Consider the following 17,160-nt stretch of genomic DNA (forward strand, 5'->3'; position numbering starts at 1 on the left):
CAAACCGCGCGGCCCTTTCGACTTCCAAAACGCAACAAATAGACTTTCTGAAAAGGAGAGCCGATGGCCGGATCATCCGCCGTGCTGGAGGACAGCAGCCTCCTCAGCCGCCTCGACCGGGGCCTGCTGAAGCTGGAGACCATCTTTGCCCTGATCTCAGGGATTGCCGTTTTCATGTTGATGGTACTGGCCGTTTGGTCCGTGGGGGGGCGCAAGTTCTTTGCCACGCCGCTGGCGGGCTATGTCGACTGGATCGAAGCGGCGATGCCGTTCATCGCCATCATGGGCATTGCCTATACCCAACGCATGGGTGGCCATGTGCGCATGGACATCCTAATCGGCCAGCTTAAGGGCCGCGCGCTTTGGGCGGCGGAACTGCTGTCGGTCGTGCTGATCCTTCTGTTGATGCTGGCGCTGACGTGGGGCGCTTGGGCGCATTTCGACCGCAGCTTTGACATGGGCGCTCCGATGTGGAGCCGCGATAGCTCGATCGATATCGGCCTGCCGATCTGGCCCAGCAAACTGGTGGTGCCTGTGGCGTTTGCCGTGATCAGCCTGCGGCTTTGCCTGCAGATCTGGGGCTATGGCCGGGCCTTGGTGCTGGGGCTGGACCGCCCTGTGGCCGTGCCGCTGGTACAATCGGCAGCAGAACAAGCAATGGCCGAGGCCGAACAACTGGATGGACGCGACTGATGGATCCTATTGAAATCGGCCTTTGGGTCTCGGGCGGGATGCTGCTCATGGTGGTGCTTGGCATGCGGGTGGCCTTTGCCGCCGCAATGGCCGGGCTTATCGGTCTTATCTGGATTTTCTGGGCCAAGAAGGGCATGGAATGGGACCAGCTGGGCTGGGCGCTGACCGTCGCGATCAAGACCGCAGGGCAGGTGCCTCACTCGAAAGTGTCGAGCCAGACACTCTCGCTTATTCCGACCTTCATTCTGATCGGTTTCTTGGCCTATTACGCAGGTCTGACCAAAGCGATCTTTGAAGCCGCGAAGCGTTGGTTCGCTTGGGTACCGGGCGGTTTGGCGGTCTCGACTGTCTTCGCCACGGCAGGCTTCGCGGCCGTGTCAGGTGCTTCGGTTGCGACGGCAGCGGTCTTTGCCCGTATCGCCATCCCCGAAATGCTTAAGATCGGCTATAACAAGCAATTCGCCGCGGGCGTCGTGGCGGCAGGGGGCACGCTGGCCTCATTGATCCCGCCCTCGGCGATCCTCGTGATCTATGCGATCATTGTTGAGCAGGACGTGGGCAAGCTGCTCTTGGCGGGCTTCATCCCCGGTGCATTCTCGGCAGTTGTCTATGCCATCCTAATCATCGGCATCGCCATGATCTGGAAGAACGTCGGCCCACCCGTGACCGGCTTTACATGGCGCGAACGCTTTGCTTCCTTGCCGGCAGCACTGCCGATCGTGGCGGTGGTCGTGATCATCATCTTCTTCGTCTACAACCCCTTTGGCGATGCATGGGGCACCCCGACCGAGGGCGGCGCGGTGGGTGCGTTCATCGTCTTCTGCATGGCGGTCTTCCGTGGGATGCGTCTGGCCGAGTTGAAGGACGCGCTGCTGGAGACAGCCAAGCTGACGGTGATGATCTTCACCATCATCTGGGGCGTGTTGATTTATGTGCGGTTCTTGGGCTTTGCTGACCTGCCGGGTGCGTTTGCCGATTGGATTTCATCGCTCGAAACCTCGCCGATGATCATCCTGATTTGCATTCTGTTGGCCTATGCCGTGTTGGGCATGTTCATGGACGCCATCGGCATGCTGCTTTTGACGCTGCCCGTGGTCTACCCGGCGGTCATGGCGCTCAACGGGGGCGAATTCGTCTCTGCAGCTGACAGCGCCTTCGGCATGTCGGGCCCAATGTGCGCGATCTGGTTTGGCATCCTGGTGGTGAAAATGGCGGAGTTCTGTCTGATCACTCCGCCGATTGGTCTCAACTGCTTTGTGGTCGCGGGTGTGCGCCCTGACCTCAGCGTGCAGGACGTGTTCCGCGGCGTGATGCCCTTCTTCGTCGCTGACGCGGTGACCATCGGCTTGCTGGTGGCCTTCCCCCAAATCGTGCTGTGGCTGCCGTCCCTCGCGGGCTAGGCAGCTTCAGGCACCGGGCTTTTCCGCGGCGGGTTCGTCCGCCGCGGTCGCCGTTATATCGGGAGAGGATTTATCCAGGAAATGCCCGATCATATTAAGCGCGGTGACGTTCTCACAAATCACCTTGAACACCACGAGGAACGGCACCGCCACAAGCGCGCCTGCAATCCCCCAGAGCCAGCCCCAAAAGACCACGGTGAGGAACACGGCAACGGTGTTCAGTTCCAGCCTGCGACCGACGAGATAGGGGGTGATAAACTGCCCCTCGACCCCGGTTAGGATTTGATAGCCGATCGGGGCCAAGATCGCATAGCCTAGACTGTCAAACGAAGCGATGGCATAGGCACCTACCAACACCGCCCCAATCACGCCGCCGATATAGGGCAGGAAGTTCAACAAGAACGCCGCAAGCCCCCAGACGTAGGGCACCGGTAAACCAAGTGCGAAAAGGTAAAGCCCCACGGAGATACCAAGGCCTGCGTTGATAATGGTGATTGTCAGCAAATAGCGCGACACGCGGCGCTCAACGTCGTAGACGGCCTTTAGGGCGCGTTTCTTACCGGTAAACGTCTGAAATGATTGCACAAGCTTAAGGTAGAACATATCGCCTGACGCCAGCAGGAACAGCGCCAGCACCAGCGCCACGGCGACCGTGCCACCAATGCGCGCGCCTGCAGTCATGGCGTTGTTCAAAAGGCCGGGTTGTTTGACCACGACCTCTTCAGTAGCCCCGCTGCCGCCATTGTCTGCAGTGATCTGTTCTACCTGCTCGGTCGCTGAGCGGACGTTTTCAACCGTTTGCACCCAGCCTTGAAGCTTGCGGCGTATCTCATTGCCCATTGATGGGATGTCATCTGCCCATGTGGCCACTGTGCCAGCCGAAAGGCCGGCCAGCACGAAAATGACCAGACCGACAAGGCCTATCAGCATCACCGCGCCTAAAGGCGGTGCAATGCCAAGCTTTTCCAGCGAACGGATCAGAGGGCTAAGTGTAAGGGCGATGATGAAACCAAGGAGGATCGGCAGCAACAAATCCTTGGCGAAATATGCAGTTACGAAGAGGGCGATCAATACCAACACTTCCAACAGCCGTCTGATCGCGGCGATATCTTTCAAAATTGTTCCCCCAAGAGCCCTGCACAGATGCTAGGGTGCCAACGCGCGACGAGAGGATAAGTTCATCTCTGATAAGCATTTATATAGCGTCGGGGCGCGCGTCCTTAACGCTACTCCCCGACGGGTTGCAGCCGCAGCGCCTGTCCTCCTAATGCGCGAAATGCGCGTTGGCGGCAGGTCAGCACGATGATTTGCATATCGCCTGCTTGCCGGTGCAACGCGTCAAACATTCGTTCAATCCGGTCGTCATCGGTAAAGACCAGCGCGTCATCCAAGATCACCGGCGCGATACGCCCCGCACGGGCCAGCATCCGCGCAAAGGCCAACCGCACCAGCAGCGCGACCTGTTCTTGCGTGCCGCCCGAGAGGACATCTATAGGCTCCTCTCGCCCGCCACGGATCAAGGCATGTGGCAGGAGCGATTCCTCGCCCCAGGTCAATTCCGCGTCTGGCCAAAGCAATTGCAGCAGCGGTTTAAGTTCTTTGACAATAGGGGTGAAATACCGCTCTCGGGCCTCATTGCGCGCGTCTTGCAAAGCGGTCTCGAGCCGGGTGAGGACAGCGACCTCATGCACAATCCGTGTGAGCTTAGCTTCTGCCGCCTGCAATTGCTCTTGGGTCTCGGCCAGCCGTTCCTCTACCGCGTCGCCGGATGCGCGGGTGATCCTTTCGCTGAGCCGTGCAAGCAGGGGACGCAGGCGGGCAATCTCATCGCGCGCTTGGGTTTCCACTGATTCCGCGCGGGTAAGGGCGGCCTGAAGGCTGGCCGCGTCCGGCGCGGATTTCGCCTTCTCAGCGTGGCTCAGCCGCGCGGCCTCCAGAGCGGCGGCGGTTGTGACAGTTTGCGATGCAAGGGCTTCTTCTGAGACATCGCCCAGTTTGTCCTGCTGTGCCTCGGCACGCTGCAAACGGTCGGTGAGCGACGCCAATTGCGCTTCGCTGCGCGCGGCGTCGGCCTTGGCATCGGCAAGCGCATCGGCAGCTGTTTCACGGGCGAGCCGGCAGGCTTCGTGTTGGTCTTGCGCGCTTTGCAGGGTGGCTTCGGCGGCCTCAAGGTCAGGTGTCTCGGCTTCCTCCGCCGGCGTCGGAATGGCGGCGAGAGCTTGGTGCAGCGCGTCGATCCCGTCAGGGGCAAGGCTGGCCAGAACGGCTTTGGCTTCACCCTGACGGGCGGCGGCCTCAGCTCGGGCGGCAGCGGCGGCGCGGGCATCGGTCAGATCAGCCGCGCCAACCTTATCCAGAGCTGTCTGTAGTCTGGCCGCGGCGGCCTCTACTGTGCCGTCCTCTTGCCCGCCTGCGCCGGGGTGGATTTCCAAGCTGCCGATACCGTCAATTCGCAACGTCGCGCTGCGTGGGAGCGGTAGTGCAACGCCATCGGCCAGCGGGCCAGTCTCGCCATGGATCGCGCCCGATTGACCGGGGGCGTAGCGCATGATCACTTGGGTCGCCGTGGCGTCGCGGGCGGCGCGGCTGGCAGAAAGCTCAGCAGACAAGGTCTCAAGCCGTTGCAGCGCGACGGCGTCGGGGCCAGATTGGGCCGCAGCGGCGGCTGTCTCCATGCGGCGGCGGGCCTCTTCGGCCTCTTTGATCCGGCCCTCAAGGGCGCGGCGTCGGTCTGCCCCTTCGCGGGCGGCAAGTGCACGCAGGGCACTGCGGCGCTGGTCTTCGGCAGATTGCAATGCTGTGCGGGCCTGTTGGGCAGAGACATCTGCCGCTTCTAATGCGGCACGGCGCTCAGACAGAGCACTGCGCGCACTCTCAGTCGCTTTGCGCGCCAGCGCTTCGTCGAACATTGCGGTCTTTTGCTCGGTCCGCGCCGCGCGGTAGCTGTCGAGGCGCGCGGTCGCGCTTTCGGCGTTTAGCCGGGCAAGCTCCACGGCGCGGGCGAGGGATTCCACTTCTTCGGCGTGGCGTGTGGCAGCTGCATGGGCGGCGCGGGCGGTCTCAAGCTTTCGGCGGCGCGCCTCAACGACCTCAGGTGCTTCCAACTCTGCCAAGGCCCGACGGGCGCGCTGCCGTTCGGCCAAGGCGTCATGCAGCTCTCGCGCCGTACTGACGAGGTGATCGCGCGCAGCAGCCAAAGCTTCGACATGGTCTTGCGCTTCCTTCCACGGGCCGCCGGTGCGCGGGCGCCCGGTGCTGGTGGTATAATTTGCAAGCTCCTCACGGCATTGAGCCAGCGCCTTGTCCATGCGCCGCCCACCTGTCATCGCCTCCACCTCGGCCCCAACCGAGGACATCAGATCGCGCCGTGCCTCCAGCGCCAGCTTTTCTTCTTTGGTAGAGCCGCCGTTGAGTGCGGTCATCCCCTGTCGGACCCAGATCAGCCCCGACGGCCCGCCTGCATCGCCGCCCAAAAGCTGCGCGATCCACGCCTCGGCCTCATCCGCCTGCGCGATCAGCGTGCCGTTTCGGTGAACGGTGGCGAGGGGCTTTTGAAACCAGCGTTTGAAAACGACAAAGCGCCCCTCGTCAGTCTCTACTTCAATGGTCACCTCGGGCGCGCCGCCCGCATGGGGGCGCAGCGCGGCGACATCTTTGTCGCGTGAGCCGTAGGGTTTGAAAAACAACGCCTGTATCGCATCAAAGAGCGTGGATTTGCCGTGTTCATTCGGCTCGCTCAGCACGTTGATGCCATCGCCGATCCCCACGACCTGCGCAGGGTCGGTAAAGCGGCGGACGTTGTTAAGGGTGATGGCGCGGATTTTCATGTTTTCGCCCCCTGCACATAGGCATGCAGCCGGGCAAGGGCATCGGCAGCCACGTCACGCTCGGCTTGTGAGTGGGTCTCGGATTCCGCTTCGGCGACCAAGGTTTCTGCCGCCAATCGCAGCGCGCCGCCGCGGTCAATCTCATCAAGGTCGCCGGCCTCGTATTGCGTGGCCAGCGCCTCTGTCACCAGATCGAAATGGGCGAAATCCGGGGCGCAGGATTCGGCGGCGCGGGCAAGGTCAGCGCGGTCTGGCAGACCCGCCCAACCGCTGACCGTAACGCGCAGCAAGTGATCCCGACGGCCCGTGGTGGGCAAGAGAGCGTGCAATGCCGCAGCGGCGTCTTGTCTGGGGTGAAGCTGAAGCTCAGCCTCTGACCAAAGGAAACTGCCGGTTTCGACCTCTTCCACCTCAGGCGTGGCGCCGGGGCCCGCAATATTAACCGCAAGGCAGACACCACGACGGCCATGTTTGAACCGATCCTGTTCCGGCGTGCCGCAATAGTGCACCCGGTCAGAGACAGCCATCCGCCCATGCCAATCACCAAGGGCCAGATAATCCAGCCGCGCGCGCAGGTCCCGGTCCGGGGCAATCGCATCGCCGCTTTCAGTGAAATCTGTGACGCCGCCATGGGCAAGGCCAATGCGCAGATGGCCCTCAGGGGTCTGCATATGATCCAACGGGCTGCTGGGGTCGCTGGCCCCTGCACGAAAAGCGACAGGGCAGGGCAGCAGCGTGGCTCCTTCGGTCATCTCAATCGGGGCGGCCTCGGCTAGGGCGCGTATATTGCCAGGTGCGTCGCGGCGGATCACGTCCCACAGGGGTTCTGCATCGCGCAGGTTGTCGTGGTTGCCGGGCAGGATCCACCAGTTGACGCCCGAGGCGTCGCCCATCGCGGTCAGCGCCTGACGCATGACCGCGGGCGAGGGGGTTGCCGTATCGAAGGTATCGCCGGCCAGCAACACATGCGCAGCCCCTTGATCGCGCGCAGCTTGGGCCAGTTTGGTGATGGCTCCGTGCCGCGCCTCCATCAAACGCCCGCGAATGTTACCGTCTGGCGGCTGCGGAATATTCGCGAATTTGCGCCCGATGTGCAGATCAGAAGCGTGAATGAAACGGAATGTCATGCGGTTGTCCTGAATGATTTGGGGCAGCGGTTTGCGAAAAGGCGGCAAATGGCAAATGGCAAATGGCAAAAGATCTTCGGATGCGCGACACCGATAGGCCGATGCTTGCACCGGTTTCATTCATCGCAAACTGAGCGCGGAGTTCAAGGCGTGGCGAAATACGTCACAGAAAACTGGCGTAGCGCGCTGTGTAGACTACATCACTTTTCACCGCCTTTATGACGCAGTGGTTTTACATTGCCACGACCCGCATGTTCCGAGATACGATGATTAACACAGCACTGCCTAAAGTTTTCGACCCTGCATTTGCTCATCGGCTCTGCAAACGCGGTACGACAACCCTCCTTGCCTGCCACCGCAAAGCGGGCTTGAATGCACAGCTACGGGCGCCAACCGAAATTCCCTAATAGAAATGCAGATTTAGACACGATGAACCACGACTTTGAAAAAATCCTCCAAGCCGCACCATCTTCTTTTGTGTTGCTGGACAAAGAGCTTCGGGTGGTCTGGGCGAACGATGCTTACCTTGCGGTCACAGACCGGCAGGCCGACAAGCTATTCGGCAAAATCCTGACCGAAGAATTCCCCTCTGACCCAGACAGCGATTCGGGGCGTATGTTGCGCGGATCCTTTGAGCGTGTGTTCCGGGATGGTATTGCCGATCACCTTCCCGTTATCCCTTACCCAATTTCCGGCGCAGATGGCGAAAGCGAAGACCGCTATTGGAGTGCGACCCACACTCCGATCTTGGACGCGGACGGCGAGGTCGAGTTCATCCTGCAGCACACCCAAGACATCACCGCAATCTACGCGGCCGAAGCCCATGCGGATGGCAACGCGAGCATGGCCCAAGCAGACGTGTTGCGCCGCGCGCATCAGGTAGCGCAACAAAACCTTGAGCTGGATTCCAGCATCAACTTTTTCAGAATGATTTTCGAACAGGCTCCGAATTTCATGGTCACCCTCATGGGGCCGAACCATGTGTTTCGCACAGCCAACGCCGCCTATATGCAACTGGTAGGCCAGCGCGATCTGATCGGCCGACCGCTGTGCGACGCCGTGCCAGAGGTCGCAGGCCAAGGCTTTATCGAAATGCTTGATGAGGTTTACCGCAGTGGTAAGGCCGTAACGCAACTGGGGGCCGAAGCGTGGTTGCAGCGCAACCCCGATGGGCCGCAAGAACGTGTGTTCGTCGACTTCGTGTTTCAACCGCTCGACAATATGCACGGTGATACCATTGGAATTATGGTGCAAGGTCATGATGTCACAGCGCAAAAGATGGCTGAAATCCATCTGCGCGAGGCAGAAGAACGTTTCCGGACCATGGCACATACCATGCCAGTGCATGCTTGGACCGCCACGGCTGATGGCAATTTGGATTGGATCAGCGAGCAGCTCTATGCCTATTCTGGGGTGGATAAAGACAGCTTGTTGGGGAACGGTTGGCCGGATGTCGTACACCCCGATGACCGCGCGGTTTCAATGGCGGCCTGGGCCAATGCGATCAAAGCGGAAACGGTTTATGAAACAGAGTTTCGTCTGCGCCGCGAAGATGGATCCTATCGCTGGCATTTGGTACGGGCAGCCCCGATTAAGGACGATCAGGGCAACTTGTTGCGCTGGGTCGGGACAAACTCAGACATTCATGAGCAAAAGGAGCTGGCACGCCAGCTCGCCGAGTTAAACAGCACGCTGGAAGAGCGTGTGGAGAAACGCAACCGCGAGTTGGAAAAGCTTCATGATCGGTTGGCGCAAAGCCAGCGGGTTGAGGCAGTGGGCAACCTTGCCGGGGGCATTGCCCATGATTTTAACAATCTGCTGCAAGTGATGACGGGTAGCCTGACCATGGCCACGCGTGAAATCCCTAAAGATGCGCCCGCAAACCGCCGGATAGATGCCGCCATGCGCGCGGTTGAGCGTGGGGCGTCACTGTCTTCGCAACTGCTGGCCTTTAGCCGTCGTCAACCGCTGCAACCCCGGTCGATTGACCTGCGCGATCTGCTGACAGATATCGATGACATTATACGCAGTGCATTAGGCGAGGGGATGGAGGTCGAACTTGACGCAGTTGAGGCGCTTTGGCCCGCCTATGTCGATGCCGCCAGCACTCAGAACGCTGTGCTGAACCTCTTGATTAACGCACGCGACGCAATGGAGGGACGCGGCAAGCTGAAGATCGCGATCGCGAACCGGCATTTTGGTCCAGAAGACCTGTTGGGAGAGCCCGACATGGTGACAGGCGACTATGTCGAGGTCAAAGTCACCGACCACGGGCCGGGCATCCCTGCCGAGACATTGCCCAAGGTCTTTGATCCGTTCTTTACCACCAAACCTGTTGGCAAAGGCACGGGGCTGGGGCTGTCTACCGTCTATGGTTTTGCACGGCAATCGGGGGGGCGGGTGACCATCAACAGCCGGCCGGGCGTTGGCACCTCTGTGGTGCTGCTGCTGCCGCGCGCGCAATCTGCGGCGGAGCCTGTGCGATGGCATGACCCGTCCGATATTGCTGGCGGAACCGAGACGGTGCTGTTGGTCGAAGATGACGCAGAGGTGCGCGATGCTACCGCCGCCTTGCTGTCTGATCTGGGCTATCAGGTCCGAACCGCCGAAGACCCGACCGCTGCCCTCGAAACCGCGCGCCAAAATCCGAAGTTCGACTTGCTGGTTTCTGATGTGGTCATGCCCGGTGAGCTTAGCAGCCGCGATATGGCCGAAACCCTTCAGGCCGAGCGGCCCGATCTGCCGATCCTTTTCATCTCGGGCTACTCGCGCGATTCAATCGTTCGCGATGGGAAGGTCGATGCCGGGGTGCAGTTCCTTGCCAAACCCTTCACCAAAGACGCTTTAGCGATCAAGGTGCGCGATGCCTTGTCTTCGGTCCAAGCGACTGCGCCTGAGCAAGCAGAAGACATTTCCGACCGCCCCTGCCATGTGTTGCTCTGCGAAGATGATGCGCTGATCCGGCTGGATTTGGCGGATATCCTGGATGGGCTGGGCACCGAAGTAACCGAAACCGCATCTGGGCAGGAGACTTTGGATAAGCTGCAAACCGGGCATTACGACGCTCTGCTTATCGACGTGGGTCTACCGGACATGTCCGGTGAAGAGGTGGCCACCCGGGTGCGCCAGCAACATCCCAACATGCCCATCATTTTTGCCACGGGCCAAGCCAATGTGCCTGCAGCTGAAACTCTGGGTCATTGTGCTGTGGTGCAAAAACCTTTCGGAGACCGCGATCTGGCACGCGCGCTTGCGCGTTTGGGCATTTTGTCTCACGCGGACGCAGCCTCCGGGTTTTGATGCAGCCCCGGCGCGCGGGGGTGTGGGGGGGTATCTCGCTGCACAGCCGCGCTGGGGGCAGGAGAAAGAAGGCGCCGCCTGACTGTAAATGACGTGTTTAATCAAGCGGCGTTCTGCCGTGTGCACTGTGCGCAATGCCAAATGCAGCTCTTGTAGGTTCTACTTTGAAAAAGGACGGTCCGGCACATGAGATCCGATGATTGACCCTGAGCGCATTGCAGCAACTATTGTCGACCTCGCAGCGGCGCGGGGGGCGGACAAGACAATCTGTCCTTCCGAAGTCGCCCGGTATCTTGGTGGTCAGAATGAGGACATGTGGCGCCCGCTGATGGATCCTATTCGTGAACAGGCGATTAAGCTGGACGGGGAAGGTGCGATCTTAATCAAGCAAGGTGGTGCGCGCGCCGATCCCAAGACGCTTACCGGGATTTACCGGATCGCCATCGCCAAGGGCAAAACTTAATCCTGCGGCAGACCGCGCCACCAGTCGGCGTAAGAGGTATTTTTAGGATGGTGCCGGTTCACGTCCGGCGCGCCGTCGTCCCACCAAACCGGGCCTCGTTCGCCCAACGCAACCTTGGCCGCATGCACCCGTTGACGCGCATCCTTCACGTCATCATCTGACTTCGCATTCTTCACCGCTGAGCGCGCCTGCATAAGTTCCTTCACATACGCCGCGCGCTCAGCTTCGGGCAGGGCGGGATTGCTGCAGCGCCACAAACGGTTTTTTACCAGAAAATACCGACCGTCCGGGGTGGTAGGATAAGAATGACTGGCCATTAAACTCTGCGAAAACTTATGCCGGGGTCAGTAAACGGTGCGTCGCCAAGGGTCGCGTGAATAGGGCTGCTGCCGCCGGAAATTTTAGCGTCCAGATATCCGCCCGGCACGGCATTGTTCGGGCTAAGCTTGATCGCATCTGGCCCATCGACCGCGCGGCGTGCTTTTATAACATCGGCCATCTTTGTTAACCCTCCTGTCGTTTTTTTTCGCCAAGTATTTAATGGGAATTTTAGCGCTCGGGGGCGGAGAGTAAACGCCGAGCCGTGATCGCTGTAGGCCAGTTACAGAATTTGCCGGTGCAAAGAAGTGCGCATGCGTGCAGGCTTGGATGCTGTCAGACCTTGCACTTCGAGCGAATGACATCCATATACCATCCACACGGATGGAGGATACATTATGAGTAATGTTCGGCAACTGCGCGAAAAGACCCCTGACAGCGAGAAGATAACGATCAATCTTGGCTTTGTTGATCTAGGTAGGATCGACCTGCTGGTGCAGGAAGGTTTCTATTCAAACCGCAGCGACCTGATCCGCACAGCGATCCGCAACCAGCTTGAGAGCCATGTCGAGGTGGTCAGCAAATCGCTTGAACGCCATACGATGGAGCTTGGTCTACGCGATTATACGGTGGCCGATCTGGAAGCGCTGAAAGCGGCCGGAGAGGTGCTGCACGTCAAGGTGGTCGGGCTGGCGCGGATTGCGTCAGATGTGACGCCGGAACTGGCGCTTGAGACCATCGGATCAATCACCGTGCTGGGCGCCCTACAGGCTAGCGCGGATATCAAAAAGGCACTCGCCGACCGCATCAAGTAAGATGCGCACCCCTTCATAAGGATAGATGAGATGAAACTCTTTAACGTCGGTGCCACGCACCGGGCGACCAATGATGCACGCCTGACGGCTGCGAATGATCTGGTGCAGCGCACGCTGGCGCAGCACGGCCTTGGCGGCCAAGCCATGCCCATGGGCGCAACAGAACTGCCAGCTATGCCTTCGATCAACGATCTTCTATCAAAGCTGGGGGCCGCGACTTCATCACCCACCACACCACCGGCAGACATCCCCACAGGTGCCAGCTTTCTCAACGATACATTCACCTGCACGGCGGGCAGTCGAAGCTTTCGCACCTATATCCCCGCATCGGCTGCGGATGGTGCCAGTGGTGTTGTCGTCATGCTGCACGGCTGCACGCAAACGCCTGAAGATTTTGCCGCAGGCACTGGCATGAACCGGCTGGCCGAAGAGCATCGTTTCATCCTGGTCTACCCCGCCCAGTCGCGGTGCAACAACACGCAGTCTTGCTGGAACTGGTTCAGCCGCGGGGATCAGCGCCGCGATGCGGGTGAGCCTGCAATCCTCGCCGGTATGGTGCAACAGGTCTGCGCAACCCACGGTATCGCGCAGGACCGCACATTCGTGGCGGGATTGTCGGCGGGGGCAGCCATGGCCGTTATCTTGGGAGAGACCTATCCGGATGTCTTCGCTGCTGTCGGCGTACATTCAGGATTGGCCTATGGGTCGGCAAAGGATGTCGCCTCGGCCTTTTCGGCCATGGCAGGGCCGACGGCGGAGCCTCTGCCGAAAAAATCGCACATTCCGACCATCGTCTTTCACGGGACATCGGATGCGACCGTTCATCCCTCGAACGGCGAAGCAGTGGTAAGGCAGGTTCAAGACATCGGGCCGGGCCAGACGCTCGAGACGTCTGAGACCGGCAACCACGGCGGGCGGTCCTATTCGGTTCTGCGCTGTACGGCGGCAAACGGGCAACCGACGCTTGAACATTGGACCGTGTTCGGGCTTGGCCACGCATGGTCTGGCGGCCAGAGGGAGGGGTCTTATACCGACCCCAAAGGCCCGGATGCCAGCGCCGAAATGATCCGCTTTTTCTTTGAACTGCCCACAAAAGGCGCTTGATATGACCCAGATGACACTGACATTTGATGCCGTTTCCGAAGCTACCCCCGGACCTAAATGGGCGGCGCGCTGGCAGCGGTCGTGGCCTGCCTATGAGGCGTGGTTCACCGCCCGCGGGGGCGATCACGGCCCCTCCAGAGAGGATTGCCGCGCGGCCATCGAGCGCCATATGCCCGAACTGATCCCAATCTATGACCGGCTGGTGCTGATCGCCGGTGGCTCGGACCGCGCAGCGCGGTTTCTGTCCACTTGGTGCCCGCCGACCTATCTGGGCGGCTGTTCGCTCGCCGCCATTGGTGACGCAAGCGATGTCCGGCTGGTGCGCAACTATGATCTGTCGCCGGGCTTAAACGAGGGATTGCTGCTGAGAACGCAATGGTCTGGTCGCGCTGTGATGGGAATGGTGGAGTTTCTCTGGGGATTGTCTGACGGCATCAACGACGCGGGGCTTACTGTGGCGCTTGCCTATGGCGGGCGGTCTGAAACCGGCCCCGGCTTTGGCGTGACCACGATCCTGCGCTACATTTTAGAAACCTGCGACAGCGTGCCAGATGCGTTGAAGGTTCTGCACCGGGTGCCGTCGCATATGGCCTATAATCTGGTGCTCGCGGATGCCTCGGGGCGCACAGCAAGCGTCGAGCTTTCTCCCGGAGGTGGGGCAAAAGTGATGCCGAAGGCGATAGCAACCAATCACCAATCTGCACCGTCCCGCGCCGACCGGCCTGGCTTTACCCGCAGCTTTGAACGCCGCGACCATCTGGACCGCCTGCGCGTCACACCGCGCAGGCTGAACCGAGAGTTCCTGCGGGCGCCACTTTTGCAGGATCGTTATGCAGAGGGTTTCGGCACTTTGTTTACGGCTGAATACAGTCCGATGACGCGGGCCCTGGGTCTGACCTTGAAAGGAGAGCGATGGGAGCAAAACCTTGATGCATTCCAGGAGGGGCAGCGCATCGTGGATTATGCAGCGACGGAAACCCCAGGCACAGCTTCCCGAACAACGCCAGATGCCCATCCCAGCGTAGACTGGACCCAAGCGGCCCGGATTGATTGGACACAAGTGGCGCAGGACTACGCGGCAGGCAGGGGCAAAGAAATCGCCGCGTATTTACCGGAATTTTGATCTGGAGTGGGGCCGTTGCGAAGCGCATGTCTTCACGCTTCTGCTCACCGTGATATTTTGGAAGGGTTTGCCGTCACTGTATTCGGTAGGGCGACCTCTTCCATTGCTCCCGCATCAGTCTGCGTGTCTTCTGCAAGGCAACCTAAGTGAAATATGCAAACGGCGTCTGTTCTAAGGGACGCCGTTTGCAAAATTGCCGCAGCGGTGTTTCCCTTCGACCGGGGCTTCAGACCTACCGCACCCACCGGCGATACCAAAAATTGTAGTACTGTTTGGCAAAGGGCTTTAGCTTTTCGCATATGGGTTGTTCCACCAACAAACAGTGAGACGTCATGGGTCAAGAAACACATGTTGCACGCCGGGCCGGTATTCGAGAACCGCAGCGGCAGCGGGGGATCGCGCGGTTTCAACAGCTTCTCGACGCGACCGAGGTCATTCTGACCGAGACGCCTGACAGCGACATAAGCCTTGCGGTCGTGGCAGAGGCGGCGGGGGTGCCTTTGCCCTCGATCTATCACTTCTTCCCGAACAAAGACGCGATCCTGGTAGCTTTGGCGCAGCGCTATCATCAGGCACTTTCCACACTCGCGCAAAAGCCACTGGACCCGCCCCCCGGCTCTTGGCAGGAAATCATCCGCCGGCGACAGATTGGCGGGGTCGCGTATCTCAACCGTCATCCTGCCGCGCTGCGTCTTTTCATGGGGGCAGGGGTTAGCGCCGAAGTGCGCACCTTAGACCTGCAGGGCAATGCATCCCTGTCGGCGATACGTTCGGCGGAGTTCAGGCGGTGGTTCGATTTTTCCGCCGTGCCAGATCTTGAGCACCGGGTCGGGCTGTCGATTGGGATCATGGATGGTATCTGGGCGATCTCATGGTCCCAGCACCGCCGCATCACCGAAGACTACCTTACCGAGAGCATCCGCGCGTCGACATGTTACCTGCGCTGCTTCTTGCCAGAGATTCTGCCGGCACGCGGACCAATTGGGAATTAACCAAACTTTCTATGACTAACTAGTTGCCTTTTTTGTGACGGCTACGCGCAGGTCGGTTCAATCCGCACCATGAATTTATGCGCATTCGCCCCAGTCCATAAAGAAATTTTGCCAATCAGCGCCATTCTAGCAAAGCGAACTATAGGCGATTTACTGACCATCAATACCCTCTATGCAGCCAAAAATTCCCCCGCTAACCTGATCTGCATGGCTCAGCAGGCCAACAGATAAATCGCACCGATCACAGTCATTTCCAGCCGGCCGACGGGCAGATTGGCGGTCACGGGCCCGACAGGGCGCGGCACCTTATTCCTGCCTGATCCATCGACCTCACAGAATGCTGGGGCGGAGAAACAAGCAAAGGGGACTATGGTATGAATACGGCTTCATCTTTCAAGACCACGGCACGGCGGCGGGGCACGGCCCTGCTTTTAGGCACGACCAGCGCGCTGATGTTCGGCTCCGCGGTTGCAGCGCAGGATACGCTTGTCGTGGGCCGCTCAATGGACGTCAATTCGCTCGATCCGTCGCGGGCCTTCTGTGATACCTGCCAAATCTACCTCACAGCCGTCTATGAGCCACTGATCACGCTCGGCGCAGACAACGAGACGCTGGAGCCGAAGCTTGCGATAAGCTGGGAGCACAACGAGGAGTTCACTGAGTTCACCTTCAACCTCAACCCCGACGCCGTCTTTTCTGACGGAAGCCCGGTTGAAGCCTCCGATGTGGTCTGGACCTTCGAGCGACTTCGCAACCTCAAAGGGTCGCCCTCCTTTTTGATGGATGGCACGCAGTCCATCGAGGCGGTGGACGCCCATACCGTGAAGGTGACGGTGGAGGCGCCAAATTCTGAATTTCTCAATAAGGTTTCCGCCCCCTACACAGGCATCCTGAACGCCGAAGCCGCCATGGCGGGCGGGGCGCTGGCGGATGAAACTGCGGCGACTGCCGATGGCGCCGAAGGTTGGTTCTTGGAGAATTCGGTAGGCAGTGGGCCCTTCGTTCTGGCCAACTACGCACCAGAAGACGAGCTGCGTCTGTCGCGCAATGACAGCTACTATGGCACCGCCCCCGCCTTTTCCGAGGTGGTGATCACGCAGATGCAGGATTCCGTCAGTCAGGCGCAGGCGCTTGAGACGGGCTCGGTCGATATTGCTATGCAGATCGACGCGGATACGGCCAAATCCCTCGACACCCCGGATGTGGTGACTGAGATTATCCCTTCCTTCAACTTCGTCTATTTCGCTTTCATGCCGGGTTCGACCGCGATGAAGGACAAGCTGACCCCTCAGGTGCGCGAGGCGCTGACTTATGCGGTCGACTATGACGGGATGATTGAATTCACCGTTGGCGGCAACGGCAACAAGATCGCAGCACCCATTCCCAACGGCTTTCCGGGCACCAAGAACCTTGAGCCGCGCGCGCAAGATGTGGAAAAAGCCAAGTCCATGCTGGCAGAGGCCGGTATGGACAGCGGGCTTGAGATGGTTGCCGTTTACCCCAACGACAACGTCTACGGCGTTGACCTCAACGTGATGATGCAAAAGCTGCAACAAGATTTCTCGCAGGTGGGGGTCGAGGTCACGCTCAAACCGGTGACCTATCCGGTCTGGCGCGAGGAAATGGCCGCGGGTACGGCTGACCTTACTGCAGTCTATTACGCACCTGACTACTACGGATCAGGCCAATATGCGGCCTATTTCGGGATGACCGAAGGCTCCACTTGGGTCAGCCGGGCAGGGTACCAATCGCCCGAAACCGTGCTGAACGCGAAAGAGGGCGACATCTACGCACAGGCGCTGGCCGCGTCGGGTGAAGAGGCCGCCGCAAAGTATGAGGAACTCGCCCGAGAGTTGATGGCTGACAATGTCATCATTCCGCTGGTCAGTCCCAACCTTGTGCTGGCCCACCGCGCTGACATCGACGGGGTGCGCTACAGCGCCTGCTGTAACCTGCCGCTCGCCGAAATCTCGCGCAAGTAAGCAAGTAAAAGGGGCA

General features: G+C 59.9%; 14 protein-coding genes. 9 read left to right on the forward strand and 5 right to left on the reverse strand.

From position 1 onward, the window contains the following. The first annotated feature begins 63 nt into the window (after nt 1–63). Both WNY61_RS09910 and WNY61_RS09915 read left to right on the forward strand, forming a co-directional pair. Nucleotides 64–693: a TRAP transporter small permease gene (locus tag WNY61_RS09910; protein ID WP_342851286.1), complete on the forward strand. Its 630-nt coding sequence runs from the start codon at nt 64–66 to the stop codon at nt 691–693. Next, nucleotides 693–2,093, forward strand: a complete 1,401-nt coding sequence (locus tag WNY61_RS09915; protein ID WP_317389585.1) for a TRAP transporter large permease — start codon at nt 693–695, stop codon at nt 2,091–2,093. The genes WNY61_RS09910 and WNY61_RS09915 overlap by 1 nt, the downstream gene beginning before the upstream one ends. 6 nt (nt 2,094–2,099) lie before the next feature. Here the strand turns inward: WNY61_RS09915 and WNY61_RS09920 are convergent, their stop codons facing one another. The 3 genes from WNY61_RS09920 to WNY61_RS09930 form a co-directional block, all read right to left on the reverse strand. After that, nucleotides 2,100–3,209, reverse strand: coding sequence for an AI-2E family transporter (locus WNY61_RS09920; RefSeq protein WP_342851287.1), 1,110 nt, complete (start codon nt 3,207–3,209; stop codon nt 2,100–2,102). Between the two features lie 110 nt (nt 3,210–3,319). After that, complete coding sequence (locus WNY61_RS09925) at nt 3,320–5,920, reverse strand: chromosome segregation protein SMC (protein WP_342851288.1); 2,601 nt, start codon at nt 5,918–5,920, stop codon at nt 3,320–3,322. Beyond that, nucleotides 5,917–7,047 carry a metallophosphoesterase gene (locus WNY61_RS09930; protein WP_342851289.1) on the reverse strand — a complete coding sequence of 377 codons (1,131 nt, stop codon included), beginning with the start codon at nt 7,045–7,047 and terminating at the stop codon, nt 5,917–5,919. Before WNY61_RS09930 ends, WNY61_RS09925 begins: the two co-directional genes overlap by 4 nt. A 429-nt stretch (nt 7,048–7,476) precedes the next feature. On the opposite strand from WNY61_RS09930, the gene WNY61_RS09935 reads away from it, so the two are divergent. Continuing rightward, nucleotides 7,477–10,347, forward strand: a complete 2,871-nt coding sequence (locus WNY61_RS09935; protein ID WP_342851290.1) for a response regulator — start codon at nt 7,477–7,479, stop codon at nt 10,345–10,347. Between the two features lie 196 nt (nt 10,348–10,543). Further along, the gene (locus tag WNY61_RS09940; protein WP_342851291.1) at nt 10,544–10,810 is read left to right on the forward strand and encodes a DUF3253 domain-containing protein; all 267 of its coding nucleotides are present in this window, start codon (nt 10,544–10,546) and stop codon (nt 10,808–10,810) included. Here WNY61_RS09940 and WNY61_RS09945 read toward each other — a convergent pair. Together WNY61_RS09945 and WNY61_RS09950 are read right to left on the reverse strand one after the other, a co-directional pair. Next, entirely contained in the window at nt 10,807–11,127 is a 321-nt protein-coding gene (locus WNY61_RS09945; protein ID WP_342851292.1) for a hypothetical protein, read from the reverse strand. The two genes, WNY61_RS09940 and WNY61_RS09945, sit on opposite strands and share 4 nt — an antisense overlap. Next, nucleotides 11,127–11,309, reverse strand: coding sequence for a hypothetical protein (locus WNY61_RS09950; RefSeq protein WP_342851293.1), 183 nt, complete (start codon nt 11,307–11,309; stop codon nt 11,127–11,129). Before WNY61_RS09950 ends, WNY61_RS09945 begins: the two co-directional genes overlap by 1 nt. A gap of 217 nt (nt 11,310–11,526) precedes the next feature. Between WNY61_RS09950 and WNY61_RS09955 the strand changes: the two genes are divergently transcribed. The 5 genes from WNY61_RS09955 (at nt 11,527) to WNY61_RS09975 (ending at nt 17,144) form a co-directional block, all read left to right on the forward strand. Then, nucleotides 11,527–11,943: a CopG family transcriptional regulator gene (locus WNY61_RS09955; RefSeq protein ID WP_342851294.1), complete on the forward strand. Its 417-nt coding sequence runs from the start codon at nt 11,527–11,529 to the stop codon at nt 11,941–11,943. Between the two features lie 30 nt (nt 11,944–11,973). Continuing rightward, complete coding sequence (locus WNY61_RS09960; RefSeq protein WP_342851295.1) at nt 11,974–13,047, forward strand: PHB depolymerase family esterase; 1,074 nt, start codon at nt 11,974–11,976, stop codon at nt 13,045–13,047. Nucleotide 13,048: 1 nt separating this feature from the next. Then, entirely contained in the window at nt 13,049–14,170 is a 1,122-nt protein-coding gene (locus WNY61_RS09965; RefSeq protein WP_342851296.1) for a C45 family peptidase, read from the forward strand. 332 nt (nt 14,171–14,502) lie between these two features. Beyond that, nucleotides 14,503–15,162: a TetR/AcrR family transcriptional regulator gene (locus tag WNY61_RS09970; RefSeq protein WP_342851297.1), complete on the forward strand. Its 660-nt coding sequence runs from the start codon at nt 14,503–14,505 to the stop codon at nt 15,160–15,162. A 374-nt stretch (nt 15,163–15,536) separates the two neighbouring features. Further along, nucleotides 15,537–17,144 carry an ABC transporter substrate-binding protein gene (locus tag WNY61_RS09975; protein WP_342851298.1) on the forward strand — a complete coding sequence of 536 codons (1,608 nt, stop codon included), beginning with the start codon at nt 15,537–15,539 and terminating at the stop codon, nt 17,142–17,144. The last annotated feature ends 16 nt before the right edge of the window (nt 17,145–17,160 follow it).

Origin of the sequence: Sulfitobacter sp. AS92 (genome assembly GCF_038900015.1) — a bacterium.
GTDB lineage: Bacteria > Pseudomonadota > Alphaproteobacteria > Rhodobacterales > Rhodobacteraceae > Sulfitobacter.

Coding starts and splice junctions, on each gene's coding strand:
- WNY61_RS09975 (WP_342851298.1), top strand. CDS start 15,537: ATGAATACGGCTTCATCTTTCAAGACCACGGCACGGCGGCGGGGCACG.
- WNY61_RS09940 (WP_342851291.1), top strand. CDS start 10,544: ATGATTGACCCTGAGCGCATTGCAGCAACTATTGTCGACCTCGCAGCG.
- WNY61_RS09950 (WP_342851293.1), bottom strand. CDS start 11,309: ATGGCCGATGTTATAAAAGCACGCCGCGCGGTCGATGGGCCAGATGCG.
- WNY61_RS09945 (WP_342851292.1), bottom strand. CDS start 11,127: ATGGCCAGTCATTCTTATCCTACCACCCCGGACGGTCGGTATTTTCTG.
- WNY61_RS09935 (WP_342851290.1), top strand. CDS start 7,477: ATGAACCACGACTTTGAAAAAATCCTCCAAGCCGCACCATCTTCTTTT.
- WNY61_RS09970 (WP_342851297.1), top strand. CDS start 14,503: ATGGGTCAAGAAACACATGTTGCACGCCGGGCCGGTATTCGAGAACCG.
- WNY61_RS09915 (WP_317389585.1), top strand. CDS start 693: ATGGATCCTATTGAAATCGGCCTTTGGGTCTCGGGCGGGATGCTGCTC.
- WNY61_RS09910 (WP_342851286.1), top strand. CDS start 64: ATGGCCGGATCATCCGCCGTGCTGGAGGACAGCAGCCTCCTCAGCCGC.
- WNY61_RS09930 (WP_342851289.1), bottom strand. CDS start 7,047: ATGACATTCCGTTTCATTCACGCTTCTGATCTGCACATCGGGCGCAAA.
- WNY61_RS09965 (WP_342851296.1), top strand. CDS start 13,049: ATGACCCAGATGACACTGACATTTGATGCCGTTTCCGAAGCTACCCCC.
- WNY61_RS09955 (WP_342851294.1), top strand. CDS start 11,527: ATGAGTAATGTTCGGCAACTGCGCGAAAAGACCCCTGACAGCGAGAAG.
- WNY61_RS09925 (WP_342851288.1), bottom strand. CDS start 5,920: ATGAAAATCCGCGCCATCACCCTTAACAACGTCCGCCGCTTTACCGAC.
- WNY61_RS09960 (WP_342851295.1), top strand. CDS start 11,974: ATGAAACTCTTTAACGTCGGTGCCACGCACCGGGCGACCAATGATGCA.